The organism is Pleomorphochaeta sp. DL1XJH-081, assembly GCF_049310885.1.
Classification (GTDB): Bacteria; Spirochaetota; Spirochaetia; order Sphaerochaetales; family Sphaerochaetaceae; genus CAYZJV01.
Genome location: NZ_JBMDYO010000002.1, coordinates 15,276 through 39,360, shown reverse-complemented (window position 1 = coordinate 39,360; position 24,085 = coordinate 15,276). Strand labels below are relative to the sequence as shown.

23 protein-coding genes are annotated in these 24,085 nt (G+C 48.1%); 15 read left to right on the top strand and 8 right to left on the bottom strand.

The genetic code is table 11. The features are described 5' to 3' along the window. Positions 1 to 28: 28 nt before the first annotated feature. Positions 29 to 745: a phosphatase PAP2 family protein gene (locus ACODJP_RS04475; RefSeq protein WP_422478920.1), complete on the top strand. Its 717-nt coding sequence runs from the start codon at positions 29 to 31 to the stop codon at positions 743 to 745. A 30-nt stretch (positions 746 to 775) separates the two neighbouring features. Then, the gene (locus ACODJP_RS04470) at positions 776 to 1,471 is read left to right on the top strand and encodes an L-ribulose-5-phosphate 4-epimerase (protein ID WP_422478918.1); all 696 of its coding nucleotides are present in this window, start codon (positions 776 to 778) and stop codon (positions 1,469 to 1,471) included. A 49-nt stretch (positions 1,472 to 1,520) separates the two neighbouring features. Here ACODJP_RS04470 and ACODJP_RS04465 read toward each other — a convergent pair whose 3' ends face one another. Both ACODJP_RS04465 and ACODJP_RS04460 read right to left on the bottom strand, forming a co-directional pair. Further along, complete coding sequence (locus ACODJP_RS04465; RefSeq protein ID WP_422479752.1) at positions 1,521 to 2,705, bottom strand: nucleoside-diphosphate kinase; 1,185 nt, start codon at positions 2,703 to 2,705, stop codon at positions 1,521 to 1,523. Positions 2,706 to 2,769: 64 nt separating this feature from the next. Continuing rightward, positions 2,770 to 3,675, bottom strand: a complete 906-nt coding sequence (locus ACODJP_RS04460) for a DMT family transporter (RefSeq protein ID WP_422478916.1) — start codon at positions 3,673 to 3,675, stop codon at positions 2,770 to 2,772. A 117-nt stretch (positions 3,676 to 3,792) separates the two neighbouring features. On the opposite strand from ACODJP_RS04460, the gene ACODJP_RS04455 reads away from it, so the two are divergent. Together ACODJP_RS04455 and ACODJP_RS04450 are read left to right on the top strand one after the other, a co-directional pair. Then, a complete protein-coding gene (locus ACODJP_RS04455) occupies positions 3,793 to 5,661 on the top strand; it encodes a hypothetical protein (protein ID WP_422478914.1) in 1,869 nt (622 codons plus the stop codon). Between the two features lie 71 nt (positions 5,662 to 5,732). Next, a complete protein-coding gene (locus tag ACODJP_RS04450) occupies positions 5,733 to 6,311 on the top strand; it encodes a DUF1349 domain-containing protein (protein WP_422478912.1) in 579 nt (192 codons plus the stop codon). 8 nt (positions 6,312 to 6,319) lie between these two features. Here ACODJP_RS04450 and ACODJP_RS04445 read toward each other — a convergent pair whose 3' ends face one another. The 3 genes from ACODJP_RS04445 to ACODJP_RS04435 are packed head-to-tail and all read right to left on the bottom strand — an operon-like array spanning position 6,320 to position 9,522. Then, on the bottom strand, positions 6,320 to 7,522 hold the full coding sequence (locus ACODJP_RS04445) for a mannitol-1-phosphate 5-dehydrogenase (RefSeq protein ID WP_422478910.1): 1,203 nt from the start codon (positions 7,520 to 7,522) through the stop codon (positions 6,320 to 6,322). Positions 7,523 to 7,524: 2 nt separating this feature from the next. Further along, complete coding sequence (locus tag ACODJP_RS04440; protein ID WP_422478908.1) at positions 7,525 to 8,706, bottom strand: carbohydrate kinase family protein; 1,182 nt, start codon at positions 8,704 to 8,706, stop codon at positions 7,525 to 7,527. A 54-nt stretch (positions 8,707 to 8,760) separates the two neighbouring features. Then, positions 8,761 to 9,522, bottom strand: coding sequence for a fumarylacetoacetate hydrolase family protein (locus ACODJP_RS04435; RefSeq protein WP_422478906.1), 762 nt, complete (start codon positions 9,520 to 9,522; stop codon positions 8,761 to 8,763). A gap of 144 nt (positions 9,523 to 9,666) precedes the next feature. On the opposite strand from ACODJP_RS04435, the gene ACODJP_RS04430 reads away from it, so the two are divergent. Both ACODJP_RS04430 and ACODJP_RS04425 read left to right on the top strand, forming a co-directional pair. Then, the gene (locus tag ACODJP_RS04430; RefSeq protein ID WP_422478904.1) at positions 9,667 to 10,146 is read left to right on the top strand and encodes a hypothetical protein; all 480 of its coding nucleotides are present in this window, start codon (positions 9,667 to 9,669) and stop codon (positions 10,144 to 10,146) included. A gap of 46 nt (positions 10,147 to 10,192) precedes the next feature. Then, a complete protein-coding gene (locus tag ACODJP_RS04425) occupies positions 10,193 to 10,843 on the top strand; it encodes an HAD-IA family hydrolase (RefSeq protein ID WP_422478902.1) in 651 nt (216 codons plus the stop codon). On the opposite strand, the gene ACODJP_RS04420 is transcribed toward ACODJP_RS04425, so the two are convergent. Next, entirely contained in the window at positions 10,834 to 11,334 is a 501-nt protein-coding gene (locus ACODJP_RS04420) for a gamma carbonic anhydrase family protein (RefSeq protein WP_422478900.1), read from the bottom strand. The genes ACODJP_RS04425 and ACODJP_RS04420 overlap by 10 nt on opposite strands. 101 nt (positions 11,335 to 11,435) lie before the next feature. Here ACODJP_RS04420 and ACODJP_RS04415 point away from each other — a divergent pair, with 101 nt between their 5' ends. Beyond that, positions 11,436 to 12,653 carry an MFS transporter gene (locus tag ACODJP_RS04415; protein WP_422478898.1) on the top strand — a complete coding sequence of 406 codons (1,218 nt, stop codon included), beginning with the start codon at positions 11,436 to 11,438 and terminating at the stop codon, positions 12,651 to 12,653. Positions 12,654 to 12,685: 32 nt separating this feature from the next. Here ACODJP_RS04415 and yiaK read toward each other — a convergent pair whose 3' ends face one another. Further along, complete coding sequence (gene yiaK / locus ACODJP_RS04410; protein WP_422478896.1) at positions 12,686 to 13,684, bottom strand: 3-dehydro-L-gulonate 2-dehydrogenase; 999 nt, start codon at positions 13,682 to 13,684, stop codon at positions 12,686 to 12,688. 145 nt (positions 13,685 to 13,829) lie between these two features. Between yiaK and ACODJP_RS04405 the strand changes: the two genes are divergently transcribed. From ACODJP_RS04405 to udk, 5 genes are all read left to right on the top strand, one after another. After that, positions 13,830 to 14,978, top strand: a complete 1,149-nt coding sequence (locus tag ACODJP_RS04405) for a substrate-binding domain-containing protein (RefSeq protein WP_422478894.1) — start codon at positions 13,830 to 13,832, stop codon at positions 14,976 to 14,978. Positions 14,979 to 15,000: 22 nt separating this feature from the next. Beyond that, entirely contained in the window at positions 15,001 to 16,368 is a 1,368-nt protein-coding gene (locus ACODJP_RS04400; protein WP_422478892.1) for a sedoheptulokinase, read from the top strand. 53 nt (positions 16,369 to 16,421) lie between these two features. Then, a complete protein-coding gene (locus tag ACODJP_RS04395) occupies positions 16,422 to 16,706 on the top strand; it encodes a hypothetical protein (RefSeq protein WP_422478890.1) in 285 nt (94 codons plus the stop codon). Positions 16,707 to 16,843: 137 nt separating this feature from the next. Beyond that, the gene (locus ACODJP_RS04390) at positions 16,844 to 17,242 is read left to right on the top strand and encodes a hypothetical protein (RefSeq protein WP_422478888.1); all 399 of its coding nucleotides are present in this window, start codon (positions 16,844 to 16,846) and stop codon (positions 17,240 to 17,242) included. A 68-nt stretch (positions 17,243 to 17,310) separates the two neighbouring features. Beyond that, complete coding sequence (udk, locus tag ACODJP_RS04385; RefSeq protein WP_422478886.1) at positions 17,311 to 17,919, top strand: uridine kinase; 609 nt, start codon at positions 17,311 to 17,313, stop codon at positions 17,917 to 17,919. A 109-nt stretch (positions 17,920 to 18,028) separates the two neighbouring features. On the opposite strand, the gene yidD is transcribed toward udk, so the two are convergent. Beyond that, entirely contained in the window at positions 18,029 to 18,355 is a 327-nt protein-coding gene (yidD, locus tag ACODJP_RS04380; RefSeq protein WP_422478884.1) for a membrane protein insertion efficiency factor YidD, read from the bottom strand. Positions 18,356 to 18,487: 132 nt separating this feature from the next. Between yidD and ACODJP_RS04375 the strand changes: the two genes are divergently transcribed. The 3 genes from ACODJP_RS04375 (at position 18,488) to ACODJP_RS04365 (ending at position 23,895) form a co-directional block, all read left to right on the top strand. Continuing rightward, positions 18,488 to 18,658: a hypothetical protein gene (locus ACODJP_RS04375; protein WP_422478882.1), complete on the top strand. Its 171-nt coding sequence runs from the start codon at positions 18,488 to 18,490 to the stop codon at positions 18,656 to 18,658. A gap of 109 nt (positions 18,659 to 18,767) precedes the next feature. Next, the gene (locus tag ACODJP_RS04370; protein ID WP_422478880.1) at positions 18,768 to 20,021 is read left to right on the top strand and encodes a class I SAM-dependent rRNA methyltransferase; all 1,254 of its coding nucleotides are present in this window, start codon (positions 18,768 to 18,770) and stop codon (positions 20,019 to 20,021) included. Positions 20,022 to 20,148: 127 nt separating this feature from the next. Further along, positions 20,149 to 23,895 (top strand): 5'-nucleotidase C-terminal domain-containing protein, encoded by a 3,747-nt coding sequence (locus ACODJP_RS04365; protein WP_422478878.1) that lies wholly within the window; start codon positions 20,149 to 20,151, stop codon positions 23,893 to 23,895. Positions 23,896 to 24,085 lie beyond the last annotated feature (190 nt).

Sequence of the window (24,085 nt, the reverse complement as noted above, 5' to 3'; positions counted from 1 at the left end):
ACTTTGGCCACCAAAGAGGAGGTCTGTAGTGTCGTATAGAGATACCAAGAAAACCACAGCTGTCATACTCATCCTCGTTATGATTTCAACCCAGCTGAATGCTACGAGTGCAACACCTCCCTATGACGATCAAGAGGTGAATGTATTCGACAGGATGCTCATGTTCCCCTATTCGAAGGACCTCTCCCTTGTCAGCGATATTACACAATACTCGGCATTCCTTGCTCCTGCGAGTTTAGCTTTTGCTGCACCTCCATCAGATTGGTTCGGTATCTCATTAGCCTACGGTGCCGCTGCCGGGCTCTCATTCGGTACGAGAACATTCATGAAAATGGCTATTGAACGCAATCGCCCCTACATGTATTTTGACTGCTTACCTCCCACTACATCGAGTCTATACGAGGAACTGATCGCTGATCAGGATGATTCTTTCCCTTCGGGACACTCTATCATGGCTTTCACCGGAGCGGCCTTTACCCAAGCAGTGTATTCCCTACGATATCCTGACAGCCCCTATAAGCAGGCCTCTACGATTACTGCTTGGTCTCTGGCTGGAGTTACGGCGGCTCTCCGGATTGCCAGTGGTAACCATTTTATTACAGACGTACTTGCAGGAGCCGCGATAGGAACTCTGTTCGGCTATGGTGTGCCATACTTGGCTTGGAAAGTCTTCCCATCATGGAAAGGGGAGAAGGTCTCCGTAGCCGTCGGGCCTGCTATGTTCACCATGCATGTACAATTATGATGATACACAACACCAATCAGGAGGAATAACATGGGACGATACGACAAATTGAAAGAATCGGTATGGGAAGCGAATATGGAGATTCCCGCACGGAATCTCGCATTGTATACTTGGGGTAATGTATCTCAGATAGACCGCCATGCTGGAGTATTCGCAATCAAGCCATCGGGTGTTCCCTATGAGAAGCTACAGGTTGAGGATATTGTGGTCATGGATTTGCAGGGCGAGATCGTTGAAGGCTCTCTGCGTCCATCAAGTGACATGGCTACCCACCTTGTGCTCTACAAGACCTTCGAAAAGATTGGGGGTATCACCCATACCCACTCTCCTCATGCAGTCGCGTGGGCGCAGGCAGGAAAGTCGGTTCCGGTTTTCGGTACTACTCACGCCGACCATAGCCATCTTCCCATTCCATGTACACCAATGATGGCAAAAGAGCAGGTTACGGGTAACTATGAACATGAGACTGGAGTCCTTATAGCCAATGTTTTTGCCGACATCAATCCGGTTGAGCAGCCAATGGTGCTAGTCGCCGGACATGGCCCTTTTGCCTGGGGTAAAGATGCCGCCGCTTCGGTCTACAATGCTGTAGTGATGGAGGAGATCTGTCGTATGGCGTGGATTACCTTAGGTGTGAATCCCCAAGCCCAGCCGCTGCCCGACTATCTTACGGAGAAACACTATCAGAGAAAGCATGGTCCGAACGCCTACTACGGGCAGAAGTAGGCGTCTTACCTGACGAAGGATTCGGGTTGTCGTACGGCAGAGAGTATTATCAATGCAAATTGATGTATGATCGGATGAGATTCGCACAGGCGTTCTCGTGGAACCGTACGACGCCCATCTCCCGTATTGCGCTCTCGGGAGAATCTGATGCATGGGCGGTATTGACCATTACATTGCTGCCGAATTCCCTTCTTACTGTCCCTCCGGGAGCCTTCAGCGGGTCCGTAGGCCCTAGGACCTCACGGATCTTGCCTGTTGCGTTCTCTCCTTCATAGACCATGATCATACATTTGACCGAACCGGGCTCTATCATCTCCTCCAATGGACAGCAGGATGGGCGCTGCCCACTCATGAATTCGATTATCTGCTCGAATTGATCCAGAGCATACTCAGTCCCGAAACTCTCGGTAAGTACCTTTTCCGTATCTTCGGAGAGGTGAAGTTGCAACTCTGTTTCCAACACATCTTTCGCTTTTGCACCAAAGACCGGTCCCAACCTATTTTTCAGGGCTTCGCGAACCGGGCCGTAGAAATCGAGGGCTTCGGCAATAGACATACGGTGAACCTTTACCCCGACAATACGTAGTCCCGTTCTGCTAAACATATCGATGATCGTTCCAGGGCGGGAGGAGGCGAACTTCCAGTTGTCAGGCTTGATGATGACCAATGTACGTTGGATCTTCTTGGGATCGGGATACCGCATGTTCTCGATAATATTCGGTTGCCCAGGTAGCCACGATGAGAGTAGTTTCAATACCATATGGGCATTCTTCTGGTTCCTCGGCGTAAGTACGGCAGGTTCGAAATAGATCACCTTATTGGGATCCTCCGAATCTACAATCAAATCGGCATATGTATCACGAATAGTCTCGCCGGTGAGTGATTCCACACCGCGGTTTTCAGGATAGAGGGCGCCACAGATATCACTTAATTTCTTACAGGCATCCTTTCCCCTGAATAAGAGCATGAGCGAGCGATGGGGACGACCTCCCGAAGGACCCATGTTCTGTTCAACATAATCGCCCAATAGCGTAGCGGCACCTTTGTTGTTGGGATCATCCTGACTTCTGAGGATATCAGCATAGGTTTTTGCGAAATAATCGTCTGCCGCGATCATCTGTGCCCCCACGAGCTCTAGGTCCAGTCGGCTCAACAGTCGGCTGACCACGCCACCGGTACGGCTCTTAGCGATAGTGTAGGGGGTTACGAATACGTATGAGAGAGTGTTTTCCATGTCAGCTTCGCTCCTTGAGGGATAATCCATGATAAAACAGTAGCGGCTATTTGTCCATGACAACTCAGATGAAGAGTAGCACCGAACCAAAAACAGCCACGAATGTACCAACTGTGGCCATGGGAGGAATGTGGCGTTTCATTGCAAACCGTTCTAAGGGAAGCAGCATAACCGGAGTCAGCTGACTCAATGTGGTAACCACCCCCACAGGCGCAAGCTTCAATGCTTGGAGATTGAGGATAATTCCCAGCACTGGACCGACAATTGCTGCCGCGATGATAAGAAGTAGAGCTTTATGGCCGGCTTTTCCCGAAAACCGTGCGAAATCTTTAAGAAACGATTTCCGTGCTGTTGCAAATACGATAAGTGCTAAGAGCCCAAAGACAAGTCTGACCACATTAGCAGAGACCGCTGGTATAGCTTCAGTCATTCCGGCATCCGCCAATACATAGGCAATCGCTTGGGTTACACTTCCTCCCAATGCGATCGCTACACCCTTGACCATATGGCGTCGATTTCCACTGACTCCCGATGAACGGTCTGCATGGATTACCCAGGCAACTCCTACTAAAGTCACCACAACACCGGTAATTTGGATTCCTGTGAGGATCTCTCCACCGAAGATCCGTGCGAGCAGAGCGCTGAGAAGGGGACTGGTGGTCATAATAACCATAGTCTGTCGTGCTCCGATATGGACAAATGAGCTGAAAATGAATAGATCGGCTACACAGAATCCTAGAGCTCCCGATAATCCGATAAGGATCCAAGCCCGCATATCCATTCCCAAGGGGATAATAGTCCCTTCAAAGGCAAGATGGACGAGTAACATGAGCGGCAAGGCAATCCAGAGACGAATATGAGCTGTGGTATTGGAGCTTACCTGCGCTCCGACATGGGCATAGATCAGAGAATTCTGTGCCCAGCAGAGGGCTGTGACCACTGCCATCAATTGGCCTATCGTTTGTTCCATGGTGAAGACTATGGCACTTAATGGCATGTGTGTACAAGTATGGATTTACCGATTTTTGTCGTTGGTCAGTGTTCCACACTGTTGCATTATTGCCTTGGTGTTGCTATACACAGAGGTATGCAGAACGATCTTCGCTTGACCAAGTATCGAAAGAGTGTGAAAGTATTCGATTCCGTTGTGCCGATCATGATGGATTGGGCAGAGCATCGGGATGGATACTCACCGGTATTGGAGAGTATAGGAGCCATGGCATTCGATCCCGGGTCTCCCCGTTTCTTTCCCGAATGGTACACCAAGCGTCGAAACGAGTATGTCCTTTCACGTTTGCTCTGTGATCCCTTGGAGCTACAATCTTTTTTGGAAGATGTAGGTGATAACCTAGATCAGAGCCAAAGAAGTATGTTGGAACAAACGATCGAATATCCTGCCTTCTGGGCTTATGGAAACATACTTTTTGAAAACGATTTTCCCTTGGTTGAAATCAAGGTCGATGATCTGTCGCATAACCGTAAAGTAGTGTACCAGGAGCTTGAACATGCCGAGGAGAAGGGTATTGTCCCATATCGTCTGATCCTTGCTGTCCATAATGGCAGATTCTACCAATCGATCGGATATGCTCACTCCTTTAATACGCTCCATCCCGACGATCTTGCCTTTTTGGCTCATGCGCTCGACCAATCGATACATGAATCACGTTATTGGCTAACCCAAACTATTAACAATAATTACCTCGATTTTCTGCTCCTGGATTCGGTCTGCTACCATGGAGATGTATCGGTAGGCGATGAATATATTGAGATGATCTGGGAAACTTATTCATTGCCCGACAAATTTACCATGGATGGTTTGCCGGGCAAATGGAAGGACTATAAAAAGGGCGATGTATTCGCAAAGATCTATCGTGGTCCTGATCGGGATCTGCTTCGGAAACCTGTTCCTGCCTTCCTAGATTGCTCGGAAGAAGATGAAACCTATCGCCAAGAACCTTGGTTGTTTCCCGATTATCGATTGGCAGCTCTGTTCTTCGATCTCGAGCGACGTGAGGTTGCCATAATGGCGAACTCAGAGGTGGCATGGAGAACTATGTTGTTTCTGTTACCAAATGCGGTAGTAGACCATGAATCCATCGTCAGTGCACAACACATCGTTTCCCTGCCGATCTTCGGTGCAGTTCTCCAGATGGTGCATGTGCAACTGCCTTGGAGGGCTTGGTTTGATAGAATTCCTAAGAAGAGCAAGGATTTGATCGAGGAACTTGAGCTTGTAGCCAAGACCCGCTGCCTGTATGAGGAGTATAGCGAGGCAGAGGAGTTCGGTCTCCGATTTGCCTTGGATGCCAGATGTAAACGCGTCGGTGTGGCTATGTCCGTGATCGAGGAGACGAAGAACGCTGTCGAGGTAGCAACCAAGACACGGGGAGACTCGCAGGAGCCGATTTTTGGGGTTACCACGATCCCAGGAGAATTCGGCTTGGACGACCTGCCCCCTCTGACAAAATTGGAGTATGACAATCTTGTAGTTTCCCTAGAAGAGAATGAGTGTTTTACGATCAACACCCTAGATGGCTATCCCCTATTCGCTTCCCTCACGGGAGGGTCCTTTGTGGATATGGTGGATGTGGAGACCCTCACCAGTCATATTGAGGATCTTTTCTATTATTTTCTCGATGAGCGTGAAATGCTCTCCTTCATGATGATGAACTATCTTTTTAGGATTTTCCTTCACACGGCGAACAAGTGGACACCTGTGCGGACCTTCGGCATTGAGTTGCTCAAGTTGTTGTATCCCTATTTTGAGGAGATCGGTGAGGATGATACCGATGCCTTCCTTTCCCGATTCAGTGATTTTGTCTATACGCGACTACGGACAAGAGCATTGGTGGAAGTGAAGGAACGACCTACTGCGGACCAGCGATTCTGGGGCACGTATGATATCAAACCAACAGAGTTCTTCACTATCTTCGTAACGGAAAATTGCAATAAATAATAGTTTCATTTTCCCATTTCTTCCCTTACCATGCAATAAGACGGTTGTTATGGGTAAGGAGGAGTTTCTCCATGTTCGATGCAAGTAGAGCTTGGATCTGGTATCATGAACCCCAACATAGCTGGGATGGCGATGTCCTGACGGTCACCACGAATGGAGAGACCGATTTCTGGCAAGGTACCCACTATGGATTTAGAAGGGATAATGGGCATTGTCTGTTGACTAATGTAGAGAGTGATTTCTTATTGGTGGTGCGCTGTACCATGCAAGCGAATGCACAATATGACCAAGGTGGTGTAATGGTCCGTATCGATTCAGAGAATTGGGTAAAAGTCTCTGTAGAGGCGGAGACGAAATCCTATAGTCGGTTAGGTTCGGTCGTCACCAGCCATGGGTATTCCGATTGGGCAACGGTGGATATTGATGCATCGTTACAGACCATGTGGTATAGGGTACAGAGCAAGGCAGCCGATCTGCTCATAGAGTATTCTGAAAACGGAAAGAAGTGGCAACAGATGCGTATTGCCCATCTGCATGCCTTTCATGGAGCGCTAGCCGTAGGAATCTATGCCTGTTCACCGAAAGAGGGTGGTAGTTGCCAGATGGTGTTCGATCATGTGGAAGTCGGAGCCTCTACCTGGACAGATTAAGCACTCCTTTAATGACCGTTAGTATACCTGGGTATCAAGGCACAAGCTTGAGCTATGGTATGGCACAATTGATCTGGTAGATCACTTTCCGACCAACTGCTAGCAAGGCAGATAGCTTCATACAGAGGTAATCCCTCTAATTCGTCGATGAGTTCAACATCTGACTTAAAGGGGTTTCCCTCTTCATCGAGAGCTATGAATTCCATTGCTGCGAGATACGCTTGTCCGATCCTGTCCCAAGCCATGCCGATTTCCTGAGCTCGGATGATAATCCCCATCAACCTATCGTCGTACCGGAGTTTCCTTCTCAGATCCCTTCCAACTCTGAATACCGTATCGGCGAGAGCTCGATTGCCGAATCTCATGAGAAGATCATCAATATGTCGTTCTAGTTCCTTTCTGGTAAAGACTTTCGGATAGATATGAAGTAGGATTTCCATAGACTGGATCATAGTCTTCCGAACTTGCATGAATACGGATGGATCTTCGAGAACCTGAGCGATGCTCTGTTGTTCCGGATGTGCTTTGAACCCGATATACGCAGCTGTAGCATGGCCAAGATTGTGGATGAAGAGCTTCCTGTCTACATAGGCTGCTATTGGATGAACCGGATGAAGATCCGCAACGTCTGGAATAGGGTTGTGGAACCCTTTCTTATCGACGATCAGCTCATTATAGGGTTCAGCTCTCAGGACCAAAGGAGTATGTGCCTTCTGGATAGGCACCATCTTTCCAATACTGGTTTCAACCAACCCAACGTATGATGAGAGGGGGAAATGTTTCGGGAGGTATGGAATCAGTAATTGCGTTACAAAAGCTGCTCCATGGTGGATATTCTCGGCAAGTATGATATCGAGCGGAGAATCGGGTCTCCTCTTGTGACGTACGAGAATAGCATGTGCCAATTGTCTAGCTATATGAGGCCATACATTCTTTCCTACCGATACCCCCATAAGGTCGGCATCGGTGATTGCTGATTCTACTTCCTTATGCCAATCGGCATGTAACGCACTGACATCCTCGACTTGAAGCCTCTCCAGACCATCTCGTGACACTGCTTCCACGACATAGTGCTTGTGTTCATTCAGTGTCTCCACCAACTTGCTGTCGATATCGATGAATGTTACATGGTATCCGCTGCGGGAAAATACTTGTCCGATGAATGAACGGCCGATATTACCTCCACCCCATTGTACGAAAGTCGGTTTCACCTTTATGCTCCTGTGGAATCTTTGTATGCCTGAACTACCGGTTCGAGCAGTCTTGCTTTCTCTCCGGGGGATGATTCATGGAAAGTTCCACCATGATACGTACAGGTGAATCCACCTGAAGCGGCTCCCCAAGCACAGAGGTCGCCAATATCGATGTCCTGCTTTCCGCTCTTCATCTGCTTTGCCAAAGAAACGAGAACTCCGCCAACGAAGTTGTCCCCACAACCGGTGGTGTCTTTGCGTAGCGTTGGGTCTTTTGCCATCATATCATCCATATAGACGCTTACCGGCAAGTGTCCCATTTTCTGAGCTTTTATCGAAGTTCCACCAGACCAGACGAGCATATCCAGTGCTCCCCTGGTAATGATCAATGCTCCTATGCCGAATGCTATCAACTCCATAGCGGCTTCGTTCACATCGTCTTTACCGGTAAGGCGCAAAGCCTCCTCCTGATCCGTTATCAAGAGATCGATATATTGGTACGACGAGTGTTCTCCCAATGGCCATCGTTTATCGGGATTTGCCTTCTCATTGCGAAAATCATACACCGTACCTACCACGGTGAAACATCCACGTTCCTTCGCCTTAGCTAGGATCATATGGACACCTTCATGAAGTCGGGGCACCAATGCCGTTCCTCCCAAGAGAATAATATCGGCATCGTAAAAAGTCTCGGGTAGGTCTTCAGGGGTATAGTCCCATGCAGCTCCAATCGTATTGACGAACGACCGTTCTCCTTTGCCATTTCGTCTTGTCGGGTCATCAAAGACTTCGGTGGTAGGAGTGCCTTTGTCCATAACAGTCTTGAATTCATGCTTAAGTGGTGTCTTCTCTATGGTTGAGCGGACCATCTGTGCAAGGTGGTCGTTGCCCACAGCTCCATAAAACGTCACCTGGACCTGTAGGTCCCAAAGAATCTGGGCAGCATGTAATAGTGCCACCACCGCGGGGCCTCCAAGATTTTCAACATCGGGAGACCTGCCTTCGGTAATGTTTTCGATAATTTCTTTATGGGTCATGCCGGCATACTGTTCGAGGTCTTCGGTGAACACTAGGCCACCCTCTATAAGCCCTCCATCACCACGTCTTTTACTCCAAAGAGGGGCGAAAGCTTTATCGTCATAAGAGCAGTTCATATAAATAGTATCGATTAGACTGCAACCGGCTCCATGTATCTTCATCATGTTCTCTCCTTATTCTGTATCGTTCTGGGCAAAACCTCTGTGGTGAGGCAGATATCAAACCTGTTTTACGATGGTGTTTCCTAATATGCCTATGCCCTCTATCTCCACTTCAATGCTATCTCCAACCTGCATGGCACCGATACCAGACGGTGTGCCAGTCAGAATTACATCGCCGGGATAGAGAGTCATGATATGGGATAGGTAACTGACGAGATAGGGGATATCAAATATAAGATGAGAGGTGTTAGAACTCTGGCAGACCTTCCCATTCAATCGACTTTTAATCGCCACATCGGTTGGGTCTATCTCGTCGGTGATCACCGGTCCTAAAGGCAGGAAAGTGTCGAATCCCTTTGCTATGGTCCATTGGCCATCCTTAGCCTGAAGATCCCGTGCGGTGATATCGTTGGCACAGGTATATCCGAGAATATTTTCATGAGCATGCGATTTGGCGATTCGAGTGGTTGTTCTTCCGATTACGATCGCCAACTCGGCTTCATAGTCGAGCCTCTTGCTCTGTGGTGGATAGATGATAGTATCCTCTGGCCCGATCACACTGCTTGAAGGTTTGAGAAACACGACAGGAGATGTGGGTATGGGAATATCCACCTCCATTGCATGGTCTTTGTAGTTCAGCCCTATGCAGATAGCCTTGCTCGGTAGACAGGGAGAGAGCAACCGTACTTTTTCAATAGCAATGCTCTTTTCTGTTGTGGTGTATGTGTCGAATGGTGAACCTTCAATCGGTCTGACAAGTTGTCCTTCCAAGATTCCGTAGCCAATCTTTCCGTGGTAGCTATACCGGATGTAACGCATGGAGTTCTCCTTCGAATAATGGTGCATTCTTCTGCGTGTTGCGTATTACCATACCACGTGTGGAAGCAAATTGCCAACAACAAAGGGAGTGACAGAGAAAGAATCCCAGTTGCAGGCAGGACTCCCGTACGGTATGCTCTTCGTATGAAATTACGTCTACTGATGATCGCAATTCTCTATATAGCCATGCTTACTGATGGTTTTGGGATCCTCTCTGTCAATAGTAACCTTTTACTTGATCTTCGTCTTTTCGTATCTTCCGGAGAGTTCCATGAACTGATTGCAGCACAGGTGTCAGAGGGGCTTTCTTCATACTTGTGGTTCCATGGATTGGACTATCTTTTCATTGTATTGTTCTATCCCTTCCTCCGTTCTCTCGTACTCAAGGCAGCTATGGGAGGTCGTTTGTCTATCGTTGGAGGATGGGCTGCTGTTTTAGCGGGATTATTCGATTTAATAGAGAATGTGGGGGTGGATTGGGCATTGCTTTCCTATCCCCGACTACCATCCTGGATTGCTACGATGGTACCGATTGCCACACTTCTGAAATTTCTCGGAATCCTTGTCGCTTTGATTATTGTACTGCTGGCCTTGCCAAAACGACTCTCTAGGACCTTGGAGTAGTGGATACCTGCTTGAGCAAATCGGCAAAATAGCCTACTGTCGCAGCATGCACCAAATCATACTTTTCGATCTTGACGGTACCTTGTTGGACACTTCGCCGGGAATCTTCTCCACGGCCAATTATACGATGCGTGCTCTTGGACTGAAAGAGCAGAGCGATACTCAATTACGAAAGTTCGTGGGACCCCCCTTGGCAGCCTGCTTCAGAGTGGCCTGCGGTATGGATGAACAGACCATCCCCAAAGCATGTGATATCTACCGTGCTGAATACACCCGGTCGGGTTCTATGTTCAATGCAAGTATCTATGATGGCATACCCGAATTGCTCGAGACTTTACAAGGTCGAGGATATACGTTGGGAGTAGCAACCTTGAAGTTGGAGGATCTTGCGCAAACGATTTTAGCACATTTCGGTTTGGCCTCCCGATTTTCGGTGATTTCTGGAGCAGATCACTCAGGATCTCTTACAAAAGCCGATATCATAGAGCATGCCTTACGGCAGTTGGCATGGGAGGATCACTCACGTGTACTGATGGTAGGCGATACACCACACGATATGGATGGCGCGATCACGGCAAATGTCGATTTCGTAGGGGTTGATTGGGGATTCGGTTTTTCCCGTGGACATAATATGGAGCCTGAAGGAAAGGTCTTGGGCATGATCGATACCCCGAGCGCGCTGCTTTCCTACCTGTAGTTGTTTCCCATCTCAATATAATGTTTCCCATTTTCGCGGATATCCTGAATTTCTTCGTCGGTAAGGGTACGAACGGCTTTTGCAGGGGATCCGACAATCAGGGACCTCGGTGGGAATTGTTTTCTGGGAGTAACCAGCGCTCCAGCAGCCACGAGGCATTCATCACCAATAACCGCTTCATCTAGGATAATTGCTCCCATGCCGATCAGGCAATCGTTTCCGATCGTGCATGCGTGGATTATTGCACCATGTCCAACCGTTACACCTTTGCCAATCGAAGTGGGCATGCCGGTATTCACATGGACGACGGCATTGTCTTGGATGTTGGTTCCCTCTCCGATCTTGATTGATGCCATATCGCCTCTGACTGTGGCATTGAACCACACTGTTACATCCTTGGCCAGAAAGACTTCTCCTACGATGTCCGCACTGGGTGCAAGGAAATTGGCTCTCTCGACATCGGGTCTCTTTTCCAGATAGTTGGTCACCATGGCGATCCTCCGTAAAAAAACAGTATCCTTTCGGAGCCATTATTGCAACACGTTTGGTTCTCTTGAACCACAACGGCGGGTGGAGTAGACTGTTGCCCGTTGTGAAAAATTATCATCGTAATATAGGACTGAATTATCTATACACCTCAATCTCCTCCATCAATCTTACCCATGGGCTGTGGATGATCTACCTTGCCCTTCGAGGATTTTCTCTCTTAGAGTTGGGATTGTTGGAAGGGATCTACCATGTGACTAGTCTTTTCATGGAGGTCCCGACAGGAGTGGTAGCCGATCTATGGGGAAGAAAGGCGAGCCGCATAGCCGGTCGTTGTACCGCTGTATTCGCTCTGGTAATCATGTTTTTCTCGCAATCCTTTCTACTCCAAGCGATAGCTTTCATTGCGACTGCCTTGGGCAACAATCTGGAATCGGGAGCTGGAGATGCTCTGGTCTATGACTCCCTGCTAATGGATTCTCAAGAGGGTAGGTATATGCATGTCGCCGGACGTCAGGAATTGGTCTATCAGCTGACTGCGATTGTCGCATTTGCTATGGGAGGATTCATTGCGTTGGAGTCATATAGATTATTATTCGGACTATCGGCGTTGTTCGCTGCACTTGCAGCTGTAGTCGCTATTGGATTTCGTGAACCACCGGTTGGACACAGGGAGCAGCAGGAGGTTGGCACTAGACTTTTGATCCGCATTGGACGGTCTATGAAAAAACAGGTGTCGGAGAGTGTGGCTATCGTCTTGATGCAAAAAAGGATCTTCTTTTTTATAGTCTTTAGCGAATTGCTTTTCTGTTTTCTGACTGTACTCTTTTTCTATCTGCAGAATTACTGGATATCCCTAGGTTTCACTGAGTTCCATATCGGTATCATCTTTTCCGCCAACGCAATTGTCGCCGGACTCACCGCTTGGCGCTCTCCACAGATTGAACAGGCTATCGGTGAGCGGGGTGTCCTCAGCAGTATGCCGATTTTTGTACTATTCTGCCTTTGGGGTGTCGTGCTCGGGCCTTCTGGTTCTCTCTGCTTTATCCTCACCGGGTTCGTCGAAGGGATGTTGATTACTGCCATAGGCACCTATCTTAATAGACTCATTCCTAGTGCCCAGCGGGCAACTATCCTCTCCTTCCAAAGTATGGTCTTTAGCCTCTTTATGATAATCCTCTTTCCTCTTGTCGGACTGCTCTCCGATCGGGTATCGATTGCCAGCGGTTTCCAATTCATGGCCGTTCTAGCAACTATTCTCGTGGGGACTTATCTCTTAGTCTTGAAACCATGGAAGATTGGCAATTCCGACCAAGCCAAGTAATCTGTACCATTCACTCATGTCAACTCGGATATCTAGAGCTGGCGAACTTTGTCGAGCATCGACTGCTGTAGCTTAATTCCTTGTTCAAGAGACGCTCTCCTGCGCAACGCAGTATGCTCCCCTGGATAGGTGAATGTTTCTCCTTGGTCGGCACAACGGATTTTCATAGCTTTAATGGAGTGTCGTATGGATTGGATCCATTGATCTCTGTTTTCGTGATCACCTGGAGAGATTGCCAAGTAGAATTGGGAACAATTGTCTTCTTTTGTGGGAATATCGGGCGTGCTCGCGCCATCGGACAACATGGAGGCGAACAGATCAAGCATGATGGAGAGTCCAGATCCTTTCCACATTCCGATAGGTAATACTTGTGATGTCTGCAGGATTTTCTGAGGATCGGTGGTAAGCTTTCCCTCGCTATCGAACCCGCCAGGATATGCAAGTCGCTCTCCTTTGGCGGCAAGGGTCTCCAGTTTTCCATAGGAGTATTGGCTCATTGCCATATCGAGTACCACAGGATGATCAATTCCAGGAAGTGCCATCACCAATGGATTGTTGCCAATTGTGTGAGTGGATGAATTCCATGGACTCATGTTCGCTGTCGTATTTGTCCAACATATGGCTGCATACCCCTGTTCAGCTGCTAGATGTCCATACGTTCCCCCACGCATCCAGTGGGTAGTATTACGTAGTGCAACCATTCCTATGCCGAACTGATCTGCAAGAAGCATTGCCTGTTGCATGGATTTTGTCGCATTTAGTGGTCCTACTCCATGGTTTCCGTCCCACTGCTCCCATGCTCCGAATGATCGTACAAGTGTAGGTCTTGCATCTATATCGATCGAATGGTCACGAATCTGTTCTATAAATCGGGGAAAGCGATTTATCCCATGACTGATGATTCCATCTCTTGTATTGTCGGCAAAGATCGTAGCGAGTTGTCCTGCTGTCTGCTCGATGAATCCAACTGAAAGAAGTTTTTTCCTGAAGAGATCATACAAGCTATCGTAATTGATTGTTAACATATCCATGACAACGATACCTCTCTGTATAGTATTGTGGACCAGTGGTCTTATGCTGTCAACTTGACACTTTTGTAATGGAGAGAGATTACCTTTGGCTGGATTGGTAAAGATGTAAAATTCTATTTGACAAATATGGATACAGGTATCTAGTATGAAGAGTGAGGTACTGTTTGTGAAAGTGCAAAAGAGTGATATGGTCTATGAAAATCTGAAGGGACGGATCTATGCGGGTGAGTTCAATATCGCGAACCGTCTCCCTTCAGAGGTAGAGCTGGCACGTTACTATGGCTGTTCTCGTCCAACATTAAGAAAAGCTCTCGATGCATTGGAGAGCGCTCATATCATAGTACGTAAGCAAGGAAGTGGCTCATTCCTCTCATCGAAGGGGCTCGATGAACGAGACTCCCATGGAATTCCTGAGCGGAACAAAGGACTGTTTGGGATCATCTTTCCCAGTCTGGGAAGAAACTACGTCTTCGATATCATCTGTAGTGAGGTGACAAGGGTTCTGGCAACCTACGATTGTTCTTTGGTGTGGGGTGGCGTGGTGGTTCCCTCATCAGTAAATCTTATGGAAGATATCAAGCAGATCTGTAACAAGTATGTCCAGTTAGGGGTAGATGGGGTTTTTTTCGCTCCAATCGAGTACACGCCCCTCAGAGAGAGGGCGAACAACTATATTGAAGAAACCTTCAGGAATGCGGGTATACCACTTGTGTTGATAGACTCCGATCTCTATGAATTTCCCCAACGTAGCCGGTATGACTTAGTAAGTCTTGACCATATCGAGGCAGGCTACCTGTTGACCCGTCATATGGTGGAATCTCATGCACGCAATATTCATTTCCTTTCCCCTCCCATGTCTGCCTACACCATAAAATTGAGACAAATCGGCTACCGTGAAGCCCTTTACGATGCCGGCATTCCGGTTCGTGAGGAGAAAGTCCATGTGGGAAATCCCAAAGACAAGCGATTCGTCTCCACAGTCCTGGCATTTGAGCCGCAGGCGATTCTCTGTTCGAATGATGGGACTGCAATAGTTCTTCAAGAGACTTTGGAAGCGATGGGAATATCGGTTCCAAAGGATGTAGCTGTTGCAGGATTTGATAACCTGAGTTACCTTGCGCAGATACGGGTCCCCTTGACTAGCGTGTCCCAACCGACCGAAAGAATAAGCCGGGAGGCTGTGAAAATGATGATGGAGCGGCGTGATCATCCAGAACAACCATGTAGGACAATCCGGTTGTCGGGACATTTGGTGATGCGAAAGTCTACACGATTTGGCGATACGACGATATAAGATAGAAAGGTAGGATATGGATATGAATAAAGATAAGCGCGCTGTCCACGTAGGATTGGATATCGGGACGACTAACATTACTCTAGTCGCTTTGGATATGCTGCAACGGTCGATAGTCGATTATCGTAGTGTACCTAATGATCGCTATCTAAATGATGAGCCCTATGCCTATGCACAAGATCCTCAGGAAATAGAGCGGCAAGTTCGTCTCCTTTTGGAGGCCTTGGATTACCCCGTCGCTTCTATCTGTGTGACCGGTCAAGTCCATGGTATCCTCTATTATAATGGTAGGGGAGAGGCCGTATCACCACTGTATACGTGGTTGGATCAAAGAGGGATGGTGGAGATAGCTGGCAAAAGCAGTCAAGAAGCCCTCTTTGAACAGACCGGAACGCTCCTCCCTGCTGGATATGGGCTTCTCTGCCATTTTGCGAACCGGAGGATGGATAAGGTTCCAAAGGAGGCTGTTGGCTACTGTGGAATCCTAGAGTACATTACGGGAAGACTGATTGGCAGTCCGCTCCGATCTTCCGATCCCAGTTGTTTGGGTACCTATGGGGCATTCGATCCAGTCCTTTCTACATTCGATCCTGCAGTTCTTGCAGTGGTTAATGGAGATGATTCGTATCAATTTTTGGGTGCAAGTGAGCCGTTTACTGTAGCTGGATATGGTGAAGGGGGCATTCCGGTGGCGTATCCGGTTGGAGATAACCAGGCAGGTTTCTTCGGTATGGTTCCCGATTGGTCTGGTGCTGCCCTAGTAAGCATTGGGACGAGTGGTCAGATTTCCCTGTTCAGTAATCAAGGTGCCTGTCCTGAGTCGATGGAACTTCGTCCTTTCATGGGGCAGGGTTACCTACATGTCGGGGCTACCTTAACAGCTGGAAAGGCGTATGAAGTGCTCGAAAAACTTTTTGCCTCTGTAGTTGCGGAGTGTGGTCATCCGGTAGATCACCAGACCGTCTTCTCCATGATGCGTCGTGTTGGAGCTGAGAACAGCCAAATCGAACCACTGGAAATTGACACTCGTCTTACTGGAACAAGGCGCAATCCTCTCGTGCGTGGAAACATTGGGAATATAGGCATCGATAGTTTGACCATCGGTAATTTAGTGCGAGGAACCGTTCGTGGAATCATTGGCGAGCTGAAAGATTTTGTATCAGATAGTAACCACGCCATTGAATCGCTGGTCGCCATAGGTAGCTCAGTTAGACATAATGGATTGTTCCGCCAAGAGCTTGAGCGGCAGTTTGGTGTGTCTCCCATAGTACCTGAGGTATCCGACGGAGCTGGACTTGGAGCTGCACTAATTGGAGCGGTCTCTGTTGGAGAGCTCCTGATCAATGATGTACACCAGGTGGTTACCGAGATAGCCTACGCAAAAGAATAATGATCAATCCGTAATTGTCGTGTTATAATTGCGACAGATTGTGGAGGGTGCCGATGACACTACGTGATATCAGAAAACATTCGATTGAGCGGATGGATGCGGAAGTGGTTCGCTTAGAAAAGGATTTGCAGAAAATGCGGTCTGAACACGAGAGTCTTCAGCAATCGCTCTTCGATATCACAAAGAAGGCTAAAGACGCTCCTGATGCTCTTTCTGTGGTAAAAAAGAGTGAGGAGCTAAAGAAACGGATATCCGATTCCATGGTTGATATTCACCATCTTGATGCCAAGATCAGCAGGATCAAACATCGGGCAGAACGGTTACGGCGAAACGGTTGAGAAGGGGTTCTGCAAGCACTTAGTACATTTTTCGATACTTCTTTCAAACTTCTTACATTTTTTTCTCTCTTTCTGAATCATAACCGTGGTACACTGCGGGTAAAATCGGGCGGTCACCGCAATTCAGGGAGGATGTCGTGGAGAATCCAGACAGGTTTCAGATGGCAAAGATGTTCGGTGAACTGGGAATCTCTTTGCGAACGGTTTTTCCGGATCCTGAGGATAATATCAAACTATATGAGGGTCATCGGTGGATGGTGGTGCAAAAGAAGCCCTACCATATCATCCATGCAGTTCCCCAAGGCGACAGAATGGAGGCCTCCTTTTGGGAAGAGTGGTATTCGGTGGATGGCGGCCCAGTGATCCATCATATCCTCTTTTGTGACGAGCCTCCGATTCCATACCACGAGATTTATGAGCCACCTAAGAAGAGGGACGGGATTCATCCTGCGGAGATCTTCGGGAGAAATTGGTATATGGTCGAGGACCCGCTATTGCGGGCATGGGCTGTACAAGCACTTTTCCTGAAAAAATGAGCTGACCCCTTGTCCTGGTTCCCCCTAGGCGGTTACTATGGCTGCAGTTTTTGACAAGGGGTGTCGCAATGGATGTGAAGATCATTGGAATAACCGGAGGCTCGGGTTCAGGCAAATCTACGATAGTCAGGAAAATCAGCGAGGTGATTAGCGATTTCGTTTTCATCCCGCAGGACAACTACTACCACTCGGCAGAATATATCAGCAATGAGAATATTACAGCCTATAATTTTGATCATCCCGATGCCTTTGATACAGATCTTCTCTACCGCCAGCTGAGCGATCTGAAAGCGGGTAAGGCTATTGATATGCCACAGTACGACTTTGTTCATCACCGTAGAAGAGAGGAAAGGGTACATGTGGATCCTCGCCCATTGGTCATTATTGAAGGTCTTATGGTGCTCTACGACCCACAGATTAGGAATCTTCTCGATCTCAAGTTGTATGTGGATACTCCAGACGATATCAGGTTTATCAGGCGACTCAATAGGGATATGAGTGAACGGGGGAGAACGGTGGAATCGGTAGTACGCCAGTATATGGAGGTGGTGAGACCAGGTCATTTCAGTTTTATAGAACCTACGAAAGAATTTGCCGATATCGTAATTCCTGAGGGCGGACACAATGAGAATGCCCTTCGTGTACTGATCACCTTTGTAAAGGATATCACCAGCTAAGGCTACATTTCCCAACGAAGTGAGTGTAATGGAGCCATCAAATGGATACATTGCCGAGCGAGTGCAGGAAACGAAAGCTTGCTTGCATACCATTCATTCGGTTTATATCTTAATCTTCCTTGTGGGTATGCTTATGTTTTCGACGACGGAAGATCCTATACGGAGTCTTGATAGATTCGCAGGAGAACTCCTCGGGTACTGGATCAGGCCCTCCATAAAAAAAGGTATGGTGGCATCTGGCGATTCGGGCGAATCCCAGGGCAGTTCCCTTGAAAATTCCATGCCGACGGACCGATTCAACCATGTAGCTCGAACAGGTAGGGGTATAGATGCAGGAGGGTGGAAGCCAAGGTGAGATAATCAATCTATAGAGATGGGTAGGTAGCAATGCGATTTCCCGTATGATCTTTTTACCTGATATCCGTCTGTTATCCATGGGGTAGAGTGTAGGGTAAAGAGGATATCTTGACAATATTTGTCGATATGCCTTGCAGTACCTTTGACGAAAAATGTATGATTTGCTATAGTAGCTTGAGCTGATTGAAACGATTGATGGAGGGATACCCATATGGCAGGACCTATTTCAAAGAACGCCCGACGTGGCGGAGAGAAGACAATGACAAGTCGCTGGGGCGGCACGATCAAGATGAAGTCCGTTTTCGAAAACGGTAAGCTTCGTCACATGGCATATTGCGAGAAGAGCGGAAATACCGCACGCAAGCCCAAGGATTTGATGTAAACTATTTTCCTGGCATTGTCGAATTGAACCTGCACTGAATCGGTGCAGGTTTTTTTTACGTATTGTAAAGCCCTTGTGTTCCCCGATGAGTTGAGGTAGATTACAGAGTATGGGTTTGATTCACACAGATGGGCATCCCATCACTACAGTACGTATCCGTAATGGAAAAGAGAAGCAGATGGTGCGGCACCATCCTTGGGTCTTCAGTGGAGCCCTAGATGCCGAATCTAAGAAATCACTTCCTAACGATCCGGCGATCGTGCAGGTAGAGGACTGGGAAGGCCGTTTTATCGCTTTCGGTTGGTATGACGCACTCAGCCATATACCCATTCGACTTCTCAGCTGGGACAAATCGAAAATTCCCGATGCCACATGGTGGGTGGATACCTTGGGTGCTTCGGTCCAGAGGCGTTTGGATCTGTTCAAACAGACACATACGAATGCCTTCAGACTTGTCCATGGTGAGGCCGATTTCATTCCTGGACTGACTGTGGATCTCTATGGCGACCGCATTGTATGCATCGTGTCTGCAAGAGTTGCATGGACACATAGACTCCTCTTCGTACAGACATTGCAAAGAATGCTCAATCCATCGGTGATCATCGTATGGACAGATAGCTCTTTTGGTGGGATCGAACAACTGAAAGAATCCACTGAATATTATGTCGATGGGAAATTGATCGATGCCCCTGCTCCCGATCATATCCATTTCAAAGAGCATGATATCGTTTATGGTATCACTATCGGTAGTGGTCAAAAAAGTGGCTTCTTTTGTGACCAACGGGAAAATCGTGTGAGCGTTGCCGCTTATGCGAAGGGAAGGGATGTACTGGATGCCTTCTGTTATTCGGGTGCTTTTTCTTTGCACGCTCTGGCAAACGGCGCTAAATCGGTAACTTCTGTGGACAGTAGTGCTCCCGCTCTCGCGCAGTTGTCACAAAATATCAAACTGAATATTGGGAAAAATACGATTACCGAGGATTCGCTTTCGCATCTTAAGGCTATCCAGGCCGACGTCTTTCAGTATTTACGAGATATGGACTCCCAATTATATGATTTGATCATACTCGATCCACCCAAATTGGCACAGACAAAAGCTCAGGTGGATGGAGCCCTGCGCGCCTATAAGGATCTTAATCGATTGGCTATTCAGAAGATACGTGATGGAGGCATAATCGCTACATTCAGCTGTTCAGGTGGTGTTTCGCGTGAACAATTGCGAACTGTCTTAGCCTGGGCAGCAAAGGATGTAGGAAGAGAAGTGCAGATTTTGGAGACTTTGGGACAAGCTTTGGACCACCCAATAAGGCTCTCATTTCCCGAATCTGAGTATTTAAAAGGGTATATATACAGAGTATTGTAAGGTGAGGAGGTTGGTTTTTATCGACAACAAGGCAGATATTGACAAATTTTCTGTATCCAGAATTTACTGTGTGTGTTATAGTGATGATGTATAATGACTCAAAAGAATGTCCATGAGGAGGAAACACGTGAAACGTCTTTCAAGAAGTCTAATCACGACACTGCTGGTAGTATTGCTTGCATTCGCTTTTATTAGTTGCCGCACAACTGAAAAAGTCGAAGCCATAGAACCGGCAGCGCCAGTTGTAGAGCCAGTAGCACCACCCCCAGCTCCAGTAGTTGAGGAGGCACCGGCTCCAGTTGAGGAACCTGTGGTAACCCCACCGATGGAAGAGGTTGCGGCACCTGCCCCGGCAGTTGTAGAGCGCAAGGCTCCGACTGAGGATATGGTGGTTAAGTCGAACGACCGATTCACCGAATTCGATCTCTATATCGCCCACACTAACGATGTGCTCGGCGAATTGGAATCGGGTATCGGTTATGCGCGTTTGGCGACCGGAGTCAAGTTTGGCCGTTCATTGACCAACAAGACTTTGTTGCTCGATGCCGGTAATGTCGCAAGCGGAAGCGCGATGGTTGAGAAGTTCTACGGTGAACCCGCAGGCGCAATGCTCGACCTGCTCGGATACGACGCAGTGGCTCCCGGACCGGCCGATTTTGCATACGGAGCCGACTACCTCATTGAGGCAGCACGGTTTGCCCAAGCAAATACCGACCTTAAAGTCCTCAGTGCCAATGTGCTCAATTCCAAGGGCGAATGGGTCTTCCAACCCTACCAGCTCTACTACTACAACGGTTTTGTTGTTGCTGTAGCTGGTGTAACTGCACCCCCGGCAGATACCGAAGATCTCTCTTTCTTGCATCCTGCGGTTATCGAATCGGCCCAATATGCGGTTGATCAGGCCCGAAAGATGGCAGATTATGTTGTTCTGCTCGGAAATATCGGTAACGTAAACGGTATTACAAGCGAAGTAATTGCACAGAACATAAAGGGAATCGACCTTATTGTTGACGGCAAGGGCGCTATGGCTCCCGCCGGAGGAAAGAAGGTTGGAGATACTCTGATTGTTAATGCTGGTGAGAAGCTCTCCAGTGTCGGCGTGGTCGAAGTGCACGTCAAGAACAACAAAGTAACCCGAGAAAGTGCTCTTCGGATTAATGCTACCGATGTAGACAATCCTGCGAAATCTCCTATGGCACAGTGGGCTGGAATCAGCTATGTGCCCGCTGATGCTGAAGTCGCCGGTTATATCGACATGGTCAAGAGTGCCTATGCTAAGGTTACCGCTCCAAAAGAAGAGGTAGTCGAGGCTTGGGTTGCACCTGAAGTAGTTATCGAAGAGATCAAGCCAGTGGTTGCAGAGCGTAAGGCTCCTACCAAAGATATGGTGGTCAAGTCGAACGACCGTTACAATGACTTTGCCCTCTATATTGCTCATACTAACGATGTCTTGGGTCAACTCGATTCTGGTATCGGTTATGCTCGTCTAGCAACCGGTGTTAAATTCGGCCGTTCTTTGACCAACAAGACCTTGTTGCTCGATGCCGGTAATGTCGCCAGCGGAAGCCCAATCGTAGAAAAATTCTATGGTGAGCCTGCCGGTGCCATGCTCGACCTGCTCGGATATGATGCAGTGGCTCCGGGTCCTGCAGATTTCGCATACGGAAGTGACTACCTCATTGAGGCAGCTAGATTTGCCGAAGCGAACACCGATCTTAAGGTCCTTAGTGCCAATGTGCTCAATTCCAAGGGTGAATGGGTATTCCAACCCTACCAGCTCTACTACTACAACGATTTTGTTGTTGCAGTCGCTGGTCTCACCGCTCCCGTAGATGGAACACGTGGTCTTTCCTTCTTAAGCCAGGATATTATTGATAATGCCCAGTTCGCAGTCGATCAGGTCCGTGAAATCGCCGACTATGTCGTCGTTCTCGGAAATATCGGCAATGCAAATGGAATCACCAGTGAAGCTATTGCAAAGAACGTTAAGGGTATCGATCTGATCGTTGACGGTAAAGATGCTATGGCTCCCGCCGGTGGAAAGCGTGTCGGCGATACATTGATCGTCAATGCTGGAGAGAAACTCTCAAGTGTTGGTGTTGTAGAAGTTCAGGTGAAGAATGACGAAGTAACCAGTGTTACTCCTCTCCGCATCAATGCTACAGATGTTGACAATCCTTCAAGAAGCGCTATGGCAAGATGGGCTGGTATCAGCTATGTGCCCGCTGACGCTGAAGTAGCTGGATTTATCGACATGGTCAAGGGTGCCTATGCTAAGGTTACCGCTCCTAAACCCGCTCCTGCCGCTCCAAAGGCCGAAGCAGTTAAGGAAGAAGTTGCCAAAGCTCCAGCCCCAGCAGCCCCTGCAAAGCCTGATGTTGATGAAGATGTCATCGTCAAGTCTTTCGATGGACAAAAGAATTTCAATCTCTACGTGGTCCACACCAATGACGTGCACGGCCGTATCGAGGGAAGCGATAGCCAAGTCGGTTATGCCAAGCTCGCGACTTTGGTGAACATGGGTCGTTCAGTGACGAACAAGAATCTCTTGCTCGATGCTGGTGACGTCTCTCATGGTACGTTGCTCACCAACTTGTTCGAAGGTGAGACCAGTGCTGTGCTGCTCGATCTTCTCGGATACGATGCAGTTGTTCCCGGTAACCACGATTTCAACTATGGTAAAGATAGGTTGATCGAAGCTGCAAAGCTTGCTGAGCAGTATTCTGATCTCCGCGTTCTTGCCGCAAATATCATGGATGAGAATGGTAAGATGGTCTTCCAACCCTACCAGCTCTACTACTTCGACGGATTTACTGTTGGTGTAATCGGTGTATCAACACCCGATACTGAAACCAAGACTCATCCGAAGAATGTTGAGGGACTCTCCTTCATGAGTGATGCTGTTGTCTATGGAGCCCAAGCTCTTGTGAATGAGGTTCGCAATCGTGCAGATTATGTCATTGCACTTGCTCACCTCGGACTCGATGAGGATGGATCCTATGGCGTGACAAGCAAGATGCTTGCTGAAAATGTAAAGGGTATTGATCTGATCGTAGATGGCCACAGCCACTCAGTGCTTGAGAATGGTATGCAGGTCGGAGATACATTGATTGTCTCTGCCGGCGAATACATGAAGAGCGTTGGTCTGGTTGAGATTGCAGTTCGCAATGGCAAGGCTGCCGGAGAGACTGCTCTACTGATTCCTGCTTCCGATGTCGCAGATCCTTCACAGAACGACTATGCTAAGATGTTCGGTATTACCGAAGTCCCGGCCGATCCTACTGTGACTGCTTATGTCGAATCGCAGAAAGCCAAGTTGGACTCTATTACCAGCGAAATTGTTGCTTACACTCCCGTCAAGCTTGAAGGCGAGCGTCAGAACGTCAGAACTAAGCCGACCAATCTTGGTAACATGATTGCCAAGTCCATGGTTGAGGCTACTGGTGCAGATGCTGCTCTCACAAACGGTGGTGGAATTAGAGCTTCGATTGCCGCAGGCGATGTAAGTCGTGGTGACATCATTACTGTCTTGCCGTTCAACAATACCGTCGTGGTCGTTGAAGTTACCGGTCAGGATATCTATGATGCACTCGAATGGGGCTATTCCAGATTGCCCGAAGCTAATGGTGGCTTCCCGCAGACTGCCAATATGGCAATCATCTATAGCCGATTCAGCGATCCTGGTAGTAGGATCAAGAGAGTCCTTATCAATGGTAAGAGTATCGATCGTGACGCTACCTACAAGCTGGCTACGAATGACTTCATGGCCGCTGGTGGTGATGGATACACTATGCTCGACAAGCCGATCGTGATGTACGGTCCTGGTTTGGATGAGGTCTTTACCGACTATATGGTGAAGTACAACAGCAAGTAAGTACTTGTAACTGATTTTCCCAGCCGCCCAGTAACATGGGCGGCTGTTTTACATGTATTGTTTCCATTTGTGTATTTTCGTTACGTAGTGTACAATTGGAATTGAGATAGGATGGTCGTTTGACCCTTTTGCACATGCTTTACCTCTAGGTTGTGGGTTCGAAGAGCCGTTTTCTCGGTTAAGTTTGATA

Coding starts and splice junctions, on each gene's coding strand:
- ACODJP_RS04470 (WP_422478918.1), top strand. CDS start 776: ATGGGACGATACGACAAATTGAAAGAATCGGTATGGGAAGCGAATATG.
- ACODJP_RS04455 (WP_422478914.1), top strand. CDS start 3,793: ATGCAGAACGATCTTCGCTTGACCAAGTATCGAAAGAGTGTGAAAGTA.
- ACODJP_RS04425 (WP_422478902.1), top strand. CDS start 10,193: ATGCACCAAATCATACTTTTCGATCTTGACGGTACCTTGTTGGACACT.
- ACODJP_RS04430 (WP_422478904.1), top strand. CDS start 9,667: ATGAAATTACGTCTACTGATGATCGCAATTCTCTATATAGCCATGCTT.
- ACODJP_RS04395 (WP_422478890.1), top strand. CDS start 16,422: ATGACACTACGTGATATCAGAAAACATTCGATTGAGCGGATGGATGCG.
- ACODJP_RS04440 (WP_422478908.1), bottom strand. CDS start 8,706: ATGATGAAGATACATGGAGCCGGTTGCAGTCTAATCGATACTATTTAT.
- ACODJP_RS04400 (WP_422478892.1), top strand. CDS start 15,001: ATGAATAAAGATAAGCGCGCTGTCCACGTAGGATTGGATATCGGGACG.
- udk (WP_422478886.1), top strand. CDS start 17,311: ATGGATGTGAAGATCATTGGAATAACCGGAGGCTCGGGTTCAGGCAAA.
- ACODJP_RS04405 (WP_422478894.1), top strand. CDS start 13,830: ATGAAGAGTGAGGTACTGTTTGTGAAAGTGCAAAAGAGTGATATGGTC.
- ACODJP_RS04370 (WP_422478880.1), top strand. CDS start 18,768: ATGGGTTTGATTCACACAGATGGGCATCCCATCACTACAGTACGTATC.
- ACODJP_RS04435 (WP_422478906.1), bottom strand. CDS start 9,522: ATGCGTTACATCCGGTATAGCTACCACGGAAAGATTGGCTACGGAATC.
- ACODJP_RS04460 (WP_422478916.1), bottom strand. CDS start 3,675: ATGGAACAAACGATAGGCCAATTGATGGCAGTGGTCACAGCCCTCTGC.
- yidD (WP_422478884.1), bottom strand. CDS start 18,355: ATGGATAACAGACGGATATCAGGTAAAAAGATCATACGGGAAATCGCA.
- ACODJP_RS04465 (WP_422479752.1), bottom strand. CDS start 2,705: ATGGAAAACACTCTCTCATACGTATTCGTAACCCCCTACACTATCGCT.
- ACODJP_RS04450 (WP_422478912.1), top strand. CDS start 5,733: ATGTTCGATGCAAGTAGAGCTTGGATCTGGTATCATGAACCCCAACAT.
- yiaK (WP_422478896.1), bottom strand. CDS start 13,684: ATGGATATGTTAACAATCAATTACGATAGCTTGTATGATCTCTTCAGG.
- ACODJP_RS04375 (WP_422478882.1), top strand. CDS start 18,488: ATGGCAGGACCTATTTCAAAGAACGCCCGACGTGGCGGAGAGAAGACA.
- ACODJP_RS04420 (WP_422478900.1), bottom strand. CDS start 11,334: ATGGTGACCAACTATCTGGAAAAGAGACCCGATGTCGAGAGAGCCAAT.